The organism is Aquipseudomonas guryensis, assembly GCF_014164785.1.
GTDB classification, from domain to species: Bacteria; Pseudomonadota; Gammaproteobacteria; order Pseudomonadales; family Pseudomonadaceae; genus Aquipseudomonas; species Aquipseudomonas guryensis.
In genome coordinates this window covers 16,427-28,896 of sequence record NZ_JACJFN010000003.1, presented here as the reverse complement: position 1 = coordinate 28,896, position 12,470 = coordinate 16,427, and the positions used below count along the sequence as shown (strand labels likewise).

At 63.6% G+C, this 12,470-nt stretch carries 11 protein-coding genes; 8 read left to right on the top strand and 3 right to left on the bottom strand.

Features of this window, described 5'->3' with window-relative positions:
* The first annotated feature begins 180 nt into the window (after window positions 1-180).
* Window positions 181-1,125, top strand: coding sequence for a MerR family transcriptional regulator (locus H3H45_RS11800; protein ID WP_182833947.1), 945 nt, complete (start codon window positions 181-183; stop codon window positions 1,123-1,125).
* 290 nt (window positions 1,126-1,415) lie between these two features.
* Window positions 1,416-3,194, top strand: a complete 1,779-nt coding sequence (locus H3H45_RS11795) for an acyl-CoA dehydrogenase C-terminal domain-containing protein (protein ID WP_182833946.1) — start codon at window positions 1,416-1,418, stop codon at window positions 3,192-3,194.
* A 183-nt stretch (window positions 3,195-3,377) separates the two neighbouring features.
* Here H3H45_RS11795 and H3H45_RS11790 read toward each other — a convergent pair whose 3' ends face one another.
* Window positions 3,378-4,901 carry a fumarate hydratase gene (locus H3H45_RS11790; protein ID WP_182833945.1) on the bottom strand — a complete coding sequence of 508 codons (1,524 nt, stop codon included), beginning with the start codon at window positions 4,899-4,901 and terminating at the stop codon, window positions 3,378-3,380.
* 244 nt (window positions 4,902-5,145) lie between these two features.
* On the opposite strand from H3H45_RS11790, the gene H3H45_RS11785 reads away from it, so the two are divergent.
* Genes H3H45_RS11785 through H3H45_RS11775 form a run of 3 tightly spaced genes read left to right on the top strand, consistent with a single transcriptional unit; the run spans window position 5,146 to window position 8,011 of the window.
* A complete protein-coding gene (locus H3H45_RS11785; RefSeq protein ID WP_235983683.1) occupies window positions 5,146-6,264 on the top strand; it encodes a GGDEF domain-containing protein in 1,119 nt (372 codons plus the stop codon).
* On the top strand, window positions 6,257-7,195 hold the full coding sequence (locus H3H45_RS11780) for an iron-sulfur-binding ferredoxin reductase (protein WP_182833944.1): 939 nt from the start codon (window positions 6,257-6,259) through the stop codon (window positions 7,193-7,195). The genes H3H45_RS11785 and H3H45_RS11780 overlap by 8 nt, the downstream gene beginning before the upstream one ends.
* Window positions 7,196-7,237: 42 nt before the next feature.
* Window positions 7,238-8,011, top strand: coding sequence for an enoyl-CoA hydratase (locus H3H45_RS11775; protein WP_182833943.1), 774 nt, complete (start codon window positions 7,238-7,240; stop codon window positions 8,009-8,011).
* A gap of 147 nt (window positions 8,012-8,158) precedes the next feature.
* Here the strand turns inward: H3H45_RS11775 and H3H45_RS11770 are convergent, their stop codons facing one another.
* Entirely contained in the window at window positions 8,159-9,073 is a 915-nt protein-coding gene (locus H3H45_RS11770; protein ID WP_182833942.1) for a LysR family transcriptional regulator, read from the bottom strand.
* A 178-nt stretch (window positions 9,074-9,251) separates the two neighbouring features.
* On the opposite strand from H3H45_RS11770, the gene ycaC reads away from it, so the two are divergent.
* A complete protein-coding gene (gene ycaC, locus H3H45_RS11765; protein ID WP_182833941.1) occupies window positions 9,252-9,866 on the top strand; it encodes an isochorismate family cysteine hydrolase YcaC in 615 nt (204 codons plus the stop codon).
* 59 nt (window positions 9,867-9,925) lie between these two features.
* Here ycaC and pyk read toward each other — a convergent pair whose 3' ends face one another.
* Window positions 9,926-11,377 carry a pyruvate kinase gene (gene pyk / locus H3H45_RS11760; protein ID WP_182833940.1) on the bottom strand — a complete coding sequence of 484 codons (1,452 nt, stop codon included), beginning with the start codon at window positions 11,375-11,377 and terminating at the stop codon, window positions 9,926-9,928.
* 165 nt (window positions 11,378-11,542) lie between these two features.
* On the opposite strand from pyk, the gene H3H45_RS11755 reads away from it, so the two are divergent.
* The gene (locus tag H3H45_RS11755; protein ID WP_182833939.1) at window positions 11,543-11,917 is read left to right on the top strand and encodes a tetratricopeptide repeat protein; all 375 of its coding nucleotides are present in this window, start codon (window positions 11,543-11,545) and stop codon (window positions 11,915-11,917) included.
* Window positions 11,918-11,986: 69 nt separating this feature from the next.
* Complete coding sequence (locus tag H3H45_RS11750) at window positions 11,987-12,412, top strand: DUF4124 domain-containing protein (protein WP_182833938.1); 426 nt, start codon at window positions 11,987-11,989, stop codon at window positions 12,410-12,412.
* The last annotated feature ends 58 nt before the right edge of the window (window positions 12,413-12,470 follow it).

Genomic DNA, 12,470 nt, shown 5'->3' with positions numbered 1-12,470 from the left:
CCGGGGTGATGGCACTGCGCATAATGACAGACGCGATTATTCCGGTTTTTCTCGATTACGCCAGCGGTTTGCTCGTCAGCGGCTTGTGGTGCAGGCTCTGTAGCACATGTGGCCTGGGCATTTCAGGCCTGGGCCTTGCCTGAGGTACACTGCGGGCATTCTCTTTCGGCGATTCCTTCCATGACCGAACGCGCTGGCGCTGCTCTTGTCTCCGACTCCCTGCAACAGGAGGAGTTGTTTCCCATTCGTGAGGTTTCGCGGCTTACCGGGGTCCACCCGGTTACCTTGCGTGCCTGGGAGCGACGCTATGGGTTGATCCAGCCGACCCGCACCGACAGTGGCCATCGCCTGTATTCGGCGGCGGACATCGAATCGGTACGCAGCATCCTCGCCTGGATCGAGCGTGGCGTATCGGTGAGCAAGGTCGGCAAGATTCTCGCCCGCAGCAGCGCGATCAAGATGCCGACACCGGTCTATGTCGAGGTCACCGCCAGCGAGTGGGGCGAGTGGCAGGCGCGTATCCGTAGCGCCGTGGCGGCATTCGATGGCGTGCAGCTGGAGCGCCTGTACGGCCAGATTTTCTCCACCTACCCGTTGCTGGTGGTGTTCCAGGATATCTTCGTGCCGCTGTGGCAGGAGTTGCTGCTGCACCGTGACGATTACGGCCAGACCAGTGCCTGGCTGTTCCTCGATGCCTTCCTCCGTGCTCGCGCCTTACAGCGCCTGCAACTGGCTGCCAGCGGGCAGGGCGCTGTGCTGTTGTCGGCCTTGCCGGGGCATTGCCGTGAGCTGGAACTGCTGGTGGCCGGCCTGTTGCTCGGTGGTGCCGAAGGCCGGGTGCAGGTGCTGGCGTTGGGCCAGCCGTTGGAGGAGCTGGCGCTGGTCTGCGAGAAGGTGCAGCCCCAGGCGCTGGTGCTGTTCTCCAACCAGCCACCGGCAGACGATCTGCCGCGTCAGCTCAGTCGTCTAGCTCTGGCGTTGCCCTGTCCGCTGCTGCTGGCCGGCGATGCCTCCGAACTGGTCGAGGAAGAGCTCAGCGGCTCGCCGATTGCCTGTCTGGGCAATGAAGGGCGTCTGATGCACCAGCGCCTGCAGCAATTCCTCGCCGGTCATCTGGATACCTGAGAACGTCTTCAGGATCTTTGCGGGGCTGACATTCCTCCTGCCCACACAGCCAGCGCGCTTTTTCGTGCGCACCGGGAACTCTCTACGAGTTTTCTGGCGCCCATGGCGCCCCCTGCGGGCGATCCGAAATAGCCGTTAAAAACATTTCCCCCTTGTACAGCTAACGACACAAGTGAGTAGGGCGTCGTCTGATTTTGCCTATTTTCCGAAAAAAGCTTGCACTGTGTAGGCTTGTCGCTATACAAAAGCTGTACATTAAATTTACTTGTACAGCTTAAGGGTTCAGATCAATGCCTGCTTACCGTGCTCCCTTACGTGATATGCGCTTCGTTTTCGACGAGGTGCTCGACGCTTATGCCACCCTGCAGTCGCTGCCCAGTCAGCGCGAGTTCGGTAACGATCTCGGTGGCGCCATACTCGAGGAGGCCGCCAAGCTGGCGGAAAACGTCCTCGCTCCACTGAATGGCCCCGGCGACAAACAGGGCTGCCAGTACGACCCGCAGAGCAAGGCGGTGAAAACCCCCGATGGCTTCCCGGCGGCCTACAAGCAGTTCGCCGAAGGTGGCTGGACCGCACTGGCCTGTGCTCCGGAGTTCGGCGGCCAGGGTCTGCCCCATGTGCTGAACATGATGGTTGAAGAGATGGTCTGCTCGGCCAACCTGTCGCTGGGCATGTACCCGGGCCTGACCCACGGTGCTATCAACGCGTTGACCGAACACGGTACCCGTGAACAGCAGGATCAGTACTTGCCCAAGCTGATCAGTGGCGAGTGGACTGGCACCATGTGTCTGACCGAGCCGCAGTGCGGCACCGACCTGGGCCTGATCCGCACCCGTGCACTGCCCCAGGCCGATGGCAGCTACGCCATCAGCGGCACCAAGATCTGGATTACCGGCGGCGAGCATGACCTTGCCGACAACATCGCTCACCTGGTGCTGGCCAAGCTGCCGGATGCCCCGGACAGCGTCAAAGGCATCTCACTGTTCCTAGTGCCCAAGTTCCTCGAAGACGGTACGCGTAACCCGGCGTTCTGCGGCGGTCTGGAACACAAGATGGGCATCAAGGGCTCGGCCACCTGCGTGATGAACTTCGAGGGCGCTCGCGGCTGGCTGATCGGCGAGCCGAACAAGGGCCTCAAGTGCATGTTCACCATGATGAACTCGGCGCGCCTGATGGTCGGTATGCAGGGGCTGGGGATTGCCGAGAGTGCCTACCAGGTCAGCCTTGGTTTCGCCAAAGAGCGCCTGCAGAGTCGCTCGCTGTCGGGCCCGAAAGTGGCGGACAAACCCGCTGATCCGATCCTGGTGCACCCGGATGTACGGCGCATGCTGCTGCGGCAGAAGGTGATGATCGAAGGTTGCCGCGCTCTGGCTTATTTCACCGGCATGCACCTTGATGTCGCCCATGACCATGAAGATCCGCAGGTACGCCAGCAGTCCGACGATCTGGTGCAACTGCTGACCCCGGTGGTCAAGGCGTTCCTCACCGATGAAGGTTTCAACTGCGCCAACGATGGCCTGCAGGTACTCGGCGGCTCCGGCTTCACCGAAGACTGGGGCATCGAGCAACTGGTGCGCGATTGCCGCATCACCCGTATCTACGAAGGCACCAACGGCATCCAGGCCCTCGACCTGGTCGGGCGCAAGCTGGCCCTGGGCGGTGGTCGCGCGGTGCGTAGCTACTTCGCCCTGGTCGAAGGCTGGCTCAAGGCCAATGCCGACGCGCCGCATGCTGCGGCTGTGGGCAAGGCGCTCAAGCAGCTGCAACAGGCCACGATGTGGATCGCCACTGAAGGTATGAAGGACCCGGAGCAGGCGGGCGCCGCATCCGTGCCTTACCTGCGTCTGTTTGCTCTGACCACCCTGGCCTGGTTCTGGTCGCGCATGGCGCTGACTGCCCAGCACAAGCTGGCCGCTGGCAGCAGCGAAAGCGCTTTCTATGGTGCCAAGCTCAAGTCAGCTGATTTCTACATGGCACGCGTGCTGACTGAAACTGACAGCCTGCTGGCCGAGGTGCAGGCCGGCAAGAGCAGCCTGATGGCCTTCAGCGAGGAGGAGTTCGCCGCTTAACGTCTGCGCAACCGACAGCCACTTCTCCCCTTTATTTCGGCTGTCGGTCTTTTATCCCTGAGCACGGCTGGTTATCCAGCCTGCCTTTACGACCCGCACCCGACGGGTCATTTTTTTGCCCATAAAAAGGTTGCCCATGAAAAAGCCCGGCACTGGGCCGGGCTTCGTCACTGCTGCGCGGTGTTACTTGATTTCCACCGCCAGGCTGTCGTGGATCTTCTTCTGCCAGATCGCCGGGCCGGTGATGTGCACCGACTCGCCTTTGGTATCGACCGCCACGGTTACCGGCATGTCCTTCACTTCGAACTCGTAGATGGCTTCCATACCCAGCTCGGCGAAGGCCAGCACCTTGGACTTCTTGATCGCCTGGGCGACCAGGTAGGCGGCGCCGCCGACGGCCATCAGGTACACGGCCTTGTTGTCCTTGATCGCGTCGATGGCGATCGGGCCGCGCTCGGACTTGCCGATCATGCCCAGCAGGCCGGTGCTTTCGAGGATCTGCCGGGTGAACTTGTCCATCCGCGTGGCGGTGGTCGGGCCGGCTGGGCCGACTACTTCGTCACCGACCGGATCGACCGGGCCGACGTAATAGATGAAGCGACCTTTAAGGTCCACCGGCAGTTCTTCGCCCTTGTTCAGCATGTCGACCATGCGCTTGTGCGCGGCGTCGCGGCCGGTGAGCATCTTGCCGTTGAGCAGCACGGTCTCGCCCGGTTTCCAGCTCTGCACTTCTTCCGGAGTGATGGTGTCCAGATTGACGCGGCGCGCGCTCGGGCCGGCTTCCCAGACGATTTCCGGGTAGGCGTCGAGGGGCGGCGCTTCCAGTTCGGCTGGGCCGGAACCGTCGAGCACGAAGTGGGCGTGACGGGTGGCGGCGCAGTTGGGGATCATGCACACCGGCAGGGAGGCGGCGTGGGTCGGGTAGTCCATGATCTTCACGTCGAGCACGGTGGTCAGGCCGCCGAGGCCCTGGGCACCGATGCCCAGCTGGTTGACCTTGTCGAACAGCTCGAGGCGCATTTCCTCGATCTTGTTCTGCGGGCCGCGGGCTTTCAGCTCATGGATGTCGATGGACTCCATCAGCACTTCCTTGGCCATCACTGCGGCCTTCTCGGCGGTGCCGCCGATGCCGATGCCGAGCATGCCCGGCGGGCACCAGCCGGCGCCCATTTCCGGGACGGTCTTGAGCACCCAGTCGACGATCGAGTCGGACGGGTTGAGCATGGCCATCTTCGACTTGTTCTCGGAGCCGCCGCCTTTGGCTGCGACGTCCACTTCCACCTGGTCGCCAGGGACGATGGAGTAGTGGATCACGGCCGGGGTGTTGTCCTTGGTGTTCTTGCGGGCACCGGCTGGGTCGGCCAGGATCGAGGCGCGCAGGACGTTTTCCGGCAGGTTGTAGGCGCGGCGTACGCCCTCGTTGATCATGTCGTCGACGCTCATGGTCGCGCCATCCCAGCGTACGTCCATGCCGACGCGGACGAACACGGTGACGATACCGGTGTCCTGGCAGATCGGCCGGTGGCCAGTGGCGCACATGCGCGAGTTGATCAGGATCTGCGCCATGGAGTCGCGCGCGGCCGGCGACTCTTCCTTCAGGTAGGCCTCATGCATGGCCTGGATGAAGTCGACGGGGTGGTAGTAGGAGATGAACTGCAGGGCGTCGGCGACGCTCTGAATCAGGTCATCCTGCTTGATCACGGTCATGCAAGCGCTCCTCTAGTACGGGAACATCGGTAGGGAAGCGCCGGACCACGACCCGGCGCACTGCATCAAAAAAGGCGCCGAAGTATAGCGCGGTAGAGGGCTGCGGCACAGTCGCCGGCAGTCGACCCTGGTCGTATGGACGCCATTTTTCAGGCGCCGGACACAGTGCCATGACCCTAGGTTTTTTGTGCCCGCAGGGGTAGAGTGAGGCCAGGTGCCAGTACGGGACGGAGCCCAGAGCACAATGACTCACCGGGTAGCCAAACGAACCTTGCAAAGTCTGCTGCTGAAGCGTTTCGGCATGGCCGCGGCCACCCACGGGCTGGCTCTGGCGTTGCTGTGGCTGGCTGTATTCAGCGACCTGTTCAGTGGCCAGATATCCTGGGCACTGTTCTGCAGTGGGCTGGTGATGGTTTCCCAGCTGAGCTTCCTGCTGCTGTTCCGTACGGGCTACAACCTGCGCTTTCGCGATCCCAGCCTGACGGAAGCGCAAATCCTGGTCGCCCTGGCCCTGCATACCTTTGTGTTGGCCAGCTTCGACAGCGCCCGTGGCAGCCTGTTGATGTTCTACCTGATCATCCTGCTGTTCGGCATTTTCCAGCTGCAGCCTAGGGTCTTCGTGCGCTGCGCCTTCTTTGCCTTTTTCGCTTTCTCCAGCCTCAATCTGTGGGAAGGCTATCAGATGCGCCTGGCCGATCCGGGGCTGGCGTTGCTGCAGTGCTGCGCCTTGTTCCTCGCGCTCGCCTGGCAAAGCCTGTTTGCCAGTTACATCCAGGGTTTGCGCCAGCGCATGCGCCAGCGCAGCTTCGCCCTGCAGGCGCACCAGGACACCCTGCGCGGCATGATGCGTCAGCTTGAAGACCTGGTGGCCACCGACGAGCTGACCGGCCTGTTCAACCGCCGCCACTTCCTGCGCCTTGCCCTGCGTGAGCTGGAGAACCTCGGCCCGGGACGCCAGCACGGCCTGGCCCTGATCGATCTCGACTACTTCAAGCGGATCAACGATGTACACGGCCATGCCGCCGGCGATCGTGTGCTACAGACCTTTGCCGCAGTGGCGCGGGCCTGTGTGCGTGATGGTGATGTGCTGGCACGTTACGGTGGCGAGGAGTTTGTCCTGCTCCTGCCCAACGCCGACGCCGATCGTCTGACCACTTGCTGCGAGCGCTTGCGCGAAGCCTTTGCCGCGGCCGAGCCGCTGGGCGTACAGGTCGCCAGCCTGAGCCTGTCCGCCGGGATGACCCTGCTCAGCGAAGGTGATGACCTCGATGTGGCCCTGCAACGGGCCGACCAGGCCTTGTACCGGGCCAAGCGTGGCGGACGTAATCGCTGCGATGCGGCCTGGGAGGGCGCGGGTGCCTGAACTTCATGTGGCCGGCCAGTCCTGGTCGGTGCCCAACGCTAGCAACCTGCTCGACGCACTCAACGCTGCAGGCTTGCGCGTGCCCTATAGCTGCCGTGCCGGTAGTTGCCATGCCTGCCTGGTGCGCTGCGTACGCGGCGAGGTGGAGAACGCCGCGCCGCAGGCCCTGAGCCCCGAGCGCCTGGCCGAGGGCTGGCGCCTGGCCTGCCAGTGCCGGGTCGTCGATGAGCTGATCCTGGAGCTGTTCGACCCGGCCCGCGACGGCCTGCCGGCCAAGGTAGTGGCCAGCGACTGGCTGAGCCCGAGCGTGCTGCGCCTGCGCTTGCAGCCGGAAAAAAACCTGCGCTACAGCGCCGGCCAGCATCTGGTGCTCTGGGCTGACGCAGCGCTGGCGCGACCTTATTCACTGGCCAGCCTGCCGGGCGAGGATGCCTGGTTGGAGTTCCATCTGGATTGCCGCCAGCCGGGCGCATTCAGCGATGCGGCGCGGCAGTTCCGCCCCGGTGATGTGTTGCGCCTGGGTGAGCTGCGCGGCGGCGCCTTGCACTATGACCCGGACTGGCACAGCCATCCGCTCTGGCTGCTGGCGGCCGGCACTGGCCTGGCGCCGCTCTGGGGCATCCTGCGCGAGGCCTTGCGCCAGCAGCACGAGGGGCCGATCCGCGTACTGCATGTGGCCCACGACAGTTCTGAGCATTACCTGGGCGAAGCCTTGCGGGCATTGGCCGCTACGCACCCGCAACTGCAGGTCGAGCTGCTGACGGCGACCGAGCTGACAGCGGTTTTGGCGGAACTGAAGCTTGTTTCCCGGCAAACCCGCGCCTTACTCTGCGGCTCTCCCGCCAGCGTGGAAAGTTTCGCGCGCCGCCTGTACCTGGCCGGCGTGCCGCGTAACCAGGTGCTGGCCGACGTCTTTCTGCCCCGCGCATAAGCTGCTTGCGTTCGGGGCGCCCCGAATCTGCAAGGAGTTGTGATGAGCGAGCATGTACTGGTCGAGCGCGAAGGCGGCCTGCTGACCCTGCGCCTGAACCGCGCGGACAAGATGAATGCCCTGACCCGCGCCATGTACAGCCAGCTGGCCGACCAGCTGGATGCTGCCAACGAAGACCGCAGCGTGCGCGCGGTACTGATCACCGGCGGCAGCGAATGCTTCACCAGCGGCAACGACGTGGCGGATTTCCTCCAGGCCCCGCCCACCGGCATGGACAGTCCGGTATTCCAGTTCATGCGCGCGCTGTTCGACTTCAGCAAACCGGTGATCGCCGCGGTCAACGGCCCGGCGGTGGGCATCGGTACCACCCTGCTGCTGCATTGCGATCTGGTCTATGTCAGCCGTACCGCCAAGTTGAAGATGCCCTTCGTCAACCTCGGCCTGTGCCCGGAGTTCGGCTCCAGCCTGATCCTGCCGCGCCTGCTCGGTCAGGCCCGCGCCTCCGAACTGCTGCTGCTCGGCGAGAGCTTCACCGGCGAGCAGGCAGCGCAGTGGGGTATCGCCAATGCGGCGCTGGAAGGCGGCGCCGAGGTGCTGGCCAAGGCCCGCGAGATGGCTCTGCGCTTCCTCGAATTGGCACCTTCGGCTGTGGCTGACAGCAAGCGCCTGATGCGCGCGCCGGGGCGTGCCGAGCTGCGCCAGGTGATCGAGGAGGAGGGTGCGCTGTTCGGCCAGCGTTTGCGTTCGCCGGAAGCCCTCGAAGCGCTGTCGGCCTTCATGCAGCGGCGCAAGCCGGACTTCTCCAAGTTCGCCTGAGAGCCTGTTCACGATCTCCTGTCCGTCGGCCATGCTGCGTTAAAAACAGGCTCGGAATGCTCATTTACAACTCGTAAACTCCGCTTCCTCGCCTGTTTTTGCCTTGCCTGGCTCTAGTCCAAAAGATCGTGAACAGGTTCTGAGACCTCAGGCGTTTTCCCAGGGCGGGTTGGCCAGGCGTTGCTGCAGAAAGTCACATAGGGCCAGTACCTTGCGCGAGGCCCGGCTGGATCGCGGGTACAGGGCGTAGACCGCGTAGGCTTGGGCACGAGCCTGCGGCAGTACCTCGATCAGCGAGCCATCGCGCAGGTGGCGGTGCACGATGAAGCTCGGCAGTAGCGCAAGACCCTGGCCTGCAAGTGCCATTGCACACATCACTTCGCCGTTATTGCTGGCGAACCGCCCGCGCGGCGCAATGCTCAGCAGATCACCTGCGGCGTCGCAGGTCTCGAATGACCAGAACTGCCCGGAGCTGACGTTGCTGTAGCCGATGCAGTCGTGCGCCAGGAGTTCCTCGATCTGTTCCGGCACTCCATGCCGGGCGGCATAGTCAGGGCTGCAGCAGAGTACGCGGTTGCTGCTGGCCAGCTTGCGGGCGATCAGTGCGCTGTCGCCGATGTGGGAAATACGCACGCACAGGTCGTAGCCTTCACGCTCGAAGTCGCTGATACGGTCGTCGAGATGCAGGGTGACTTCCAGTTCCCGGTGCAGGCACATGAATTCGGCGAGCAGCGGTGCCAGCCAGAGCGTGCCAAAGCTCATTGGCGCCAGCATCTGCAGACGTCCACGCAGCCCGCTGTCGTTGAAGGTCGCGGCTTCGGCCGCCTCGTGCAGGTCGCGCAAGGCGCCCTTGGCCTGCTGGTAGAAGCGCAGGCCGTTCTCGGTCGGCCCTACCTTGCGTGTGGAGCGGTGCAGTAGCTTGGCCCCCAGCTGCTGTTCCAGATCGCTGAGGCGCTTGCTTACCACCGATTTGGACAGTGCCAGTGCCTCGGCAGCACGGCTCACGCCACCCAGTTCCACCACGCGCAGAAAGGTTTCGATTGCCTGCAAGTCCAGTTTCATGGCGTCCGCCCCGAGTATGAGATTGGCCAAGAATAGCCTTCCTATGGAGGCGGACTGTTCGGATTTATCGAAAAGCTATTTGTTCATTTGCCGGGACGTCAGGGTTATCGCCAGCGGCTAGGCTGAAAGTCCATCCATTCGATGCCCAATCCGCCGCAACCCCAAGGGAGGTTCAACCATGTCCTTTATTTACAAGCGACTGAACAAGGATGACGCCGTTGTGCTGCTGGTCGACCACCAGGCCGGTCTGTTGTCCCTGGTGCGCGACTACAGCCCGGACGAGTTCAAGAACAACGTGCTGGCCCTGGCCGACATTGCCAAGTTCTTCAAACTGCCGACCATCCTCACCACCAGCTTCGAGCAAGGCCCGAACGGCCCGATAGTGCCGGAGCTCAAGGCCATGTTCCCGGATGCGCCCTATATCGCCCGACCTGGCCAGATCAACGCCTGGGACAACGAGGACTTCGTCAATGCGATCAAGGCCACCGGGCGCAAGCAACTGATCATTGCCGGTGTGGTGACCGATGTTTGCGTGGCCTTTCCGACCCTGTCGGCGCTGCAGGAGGGCTATGAGGTGTTTGTGGTCACCGACGCATCCGGCACCTTCAATACCTCGGTACGTGATGCGGCATTGACCCGCATGGCCCATGCCGGTGCGCAGTTGCTCAACTGGTTCAGCGTCGGCTGCGAGCTGCACCGCGACTGGCGCAACGACATCGAAGGCTTCGGCGGCATCCTCGGCGGCCACCTGCCGGCCTACGCCAACCTGATCCAGAGCTACAGCCAGAAATAGGGCCGGCAGCGCCAATGAAAAGGCCGCTCAGTGAGCGGCCTTTTGCATTACACGCGGCATTACACCATCGGATCGCCGACATGCAGGATCTTCATGGTGTTGGTGCCGCCGGTGCCGTGGTAGCTGTCGCCCTTGGTCAGGATTACCCAGTCACCTGGCTCGACCACGCCGAGCTTGAGCAGCTCGTCCACCGCCGCCTGGCTGACCTTGTTGGCCGGCATGGCAGTCGGGTCGAACGGCACGGTATAGACGCCACGGAACAGCGCCACCCGGGCCTGGGCTTCGCGGTGCGGGGTGAAGGCGAAGATCGGGATCGACGAGCGAATGCGCGACATGATCAGCGGGCTGTAGCCGCTCTCGGTCAGGCTGATGATCGCCTTCACGCCGGGGAAGTGGTTGGCGGTGTACATGGTCGCCAGGGCCACGCTCTCGTCGCAGCGCTCGAAGGTGCGGCCGATGCGGTGACTGGATTTCTGGCTGGTCGGATGTTTCTCCGCGCCCAGGCACACACGGGCCATGGCTTGCACCGCTTCCAGCGGGTATTCGCCGGCGGCGCTCTCGGCCGAGAGCATCACCGCGTCGGTGTAGTCCAGCGCGGCGTTGGCTACGTCGGAGACTTCCGCGCGGGTCGGCATCGGGCTGTGGATCATCGACTCCATCATCTGCGTGGCGGTGATCACCGCTTTGTTCAGACGGCGGGCGTGGGCAATGATCTTCTTCTGGATACCGACCAGCTCGGCATCGCCAACTTCCACACCAAGGTCGCCGCGCGCCACCATCACTGCGTCACTGGCGCGGATCAGGCCATCGAGGGTTTCGTCGTCGGCCACCGCTTCGGCACGCTCGATCTTCGCCACCAGCCAGGCGGTGCTGCCGGCTTCGTCGCGCAGACGGCGGGCCAGCTGCATGTCGGCGGCATCACGGGGGAAGGACACGGCCAGGTAGTCCAGCTCCATCTCGGCGGCCAGCTTGATGTCGGCCATGTCCTTCTCGGTCAGTGCCGGCGCGGTCAGGCCGCCGCCACGACGGTTGATGCCCTTGTTGTCGGACAGCGGGCCGCCGATGGTGACGCGGCAGTGCAGTTCGTCGGCGCCCTTGAGTTCGACCTGCATGACTACGCGGCCGTCATCCAGCAGCAGTTCGTCGCCGACGTTGCAGTCCTGGATCAGCGCCGGGTAGTCGATGCCGACCACCTCCTGAGTGCCCTCAGTGCGCGAGTGGCTGGAGGACAGGCGGAACAGGTCGCCTTCCTTGAGTTCGATGCGCTTGCCTGCGAACTTGGCGATGCGGATCTTCGGGCCTTGCAGGTCACCGAGCAGGGCTACATGGCGGCCGTGCTTGGCGGCCAGGTCGCGCACCAGTTGGGCGCGGGCCTTGTGGTCTTCGGGCGAGCCGTGGGAGAAATTCAGACGGGCCACGTCGATGCCGGCGAGGATCAACTGCTCAAGCATTTCCGGCGAGTTGCTGGCCGGGCCGAGGGTGGCGACGATTTTGGTGCGACGCAAGGTCATGCAGGGACTCCATTTACAAGGCGTGGCGCGAGGCTACTACGGCAAAACACTGTAGTCATTGTTCCGATGCACTACCTTGAAAACGGTGGATAACTTGCTGCCAGGCATCGGCCTCTGCAGAAACCGCCACAGCAGTCGATACACTGCGCAATGGAGGACAACACCATGCGTACCCTGATCATGTTTTTCGCCCTGGCCAGTCTGGCCGGGTGCAGCCGGATGGCACTCGACAATCACCTCAACGATGCCTATCGCAATTACGACCAAGGCAACTGCGAAGAGGCCCTGCTCGACCTCTCGCGCGCCGAGCGCACCAGCCGGGCGCGGCGCTATGTCCAGCCGGAAATCTCCCTGCTGCGTGGCCAGTGCCTGGAGCGGCAGAACCTGTTCGTCGATGCGGCGCAGACCTATCAGTTCATCATCAACCAGTACCCGACCAGCGAATACGCCTATCGGGCGCGGGCGCGTCTGGAAACCCTCGAGCAACTGGGGCACCATCGCCAGCTGGAGCCGGCCAAGGCTTCGCCTGCGGCGCTCTGAAGCCGCTGGTCGGCCGGTTTATAGGGAGTTTCGACCAGGGTTAAGCTCTGGTTTTCGAAGGAGTGAACGATGCTTCGACTGCTGTGCTGTGTCCTGCTGTTGCCCGCGCTGGCATCAGCGGAAATCTACCGTTGGACCGATGCCCAGGGCCGCGTGCATTTTGGCGAGCGCCCAGGGGCGAGCGATGCGCAAACGGTGGAAGTGAAGCCGCAGGTGGTAGAGCGTGATGACGCCACCCGCCAGCGCGAGCAGCGCACCGAACAGTTCTACGAGGCACGTCGCGCGGAGCAGGCCAGGGACGACCAGCAGGCTGCAGCCGCCCAGGCCAAGCGAGCCGAGGAGTGCCGCCAGCTGCGCCATAACCAGGCGCAAATTCAGCAGAGCGGGCGCTTCTACAGCATGGATGCCGCCGGCAACCGGGTGTACTACAGCGACAAGGAAATGGAGGCCGCGCGTAGCCGCCTGTCGACTCAGATCGCCGAACGCTGCAGCTGAGCCTGGCGAGAGTCTTGGGCTGCGGCCATACTCAGGAATCCATCCATAGCGATTGGCC

Bases quoted from the DNA above. Each gene is read 5' to 3' on its own strand.
- H3H45_RS11800 (WP_182833947.1), top strand. From the start codon at position 181: ATGACCGAACGCGCTGGCGCTGCTCTTGTCTCCGACTCCCTGCAACAG.
- H3H45_RS11795 (WP_182833946.1), top strand. From the start codon at position 1,416: ATGCCTGCTTACCGTGCTCCCTTACGTGATATGCGCTTCGTTTTCGAC.
- H3H45_RS11790 (WP_182833945.1), bottom strand. From the start codon at position 4,901: ATGACCGTGATCAAGCAGGATGACCTGATTCAGAGCGTCGCCGACGCC.
- H3H45_RS11785 (WP_235983683.1), top strand. From the start codon at position 5,146: ATGACTCACCGGGTAGCCAAACGAACCTTGCAAAGTCTGCTGCTGAAG.
- H3H45_RS11775 (WP_182833943.1), top strand. From the start codon at position 7,238: ATGAGCGAGCATGTACTGGTCGAGCGCGAAGGCGGCCTGCTGACCCTG.
- H3H45_RS11770 (WP_182833942.1), bottom strand. From the start codon at position 9,073: ATGAAACTGGACTTGCAGGCAATCGAAACCTTTCTGCGCGTGGTGGAA.
- ycaC (WP_182833941.1), top strand. From the start codon at position 9,252: ATGTCCTTTATTTACAAGCGACTGAACAAGGATGACGCCGTTGTGCTG.
- pyk (WP_182833940.1), bottom strand. From the start codon at position 11,377: ATGACCTTGCGTCGCACCAAAATCGTCGCCACCCTCGGCCCGGCCAGC.
- H3H45_RS11755 (WP_182833939.1), top strand. From the start codon at position 11,543: ATGCGTACCCTGATCATGTTTTTCGCCCTGGCCAGTCTGGCCGGGTGC.
- H3H45_RS11750 (WP_182833938.1), top strand. From the start codon at position 11,987: ATGCTTCGACTGCTGTGCTGTGTCCTGCTGTTGCCCGCGCTGGCATCA.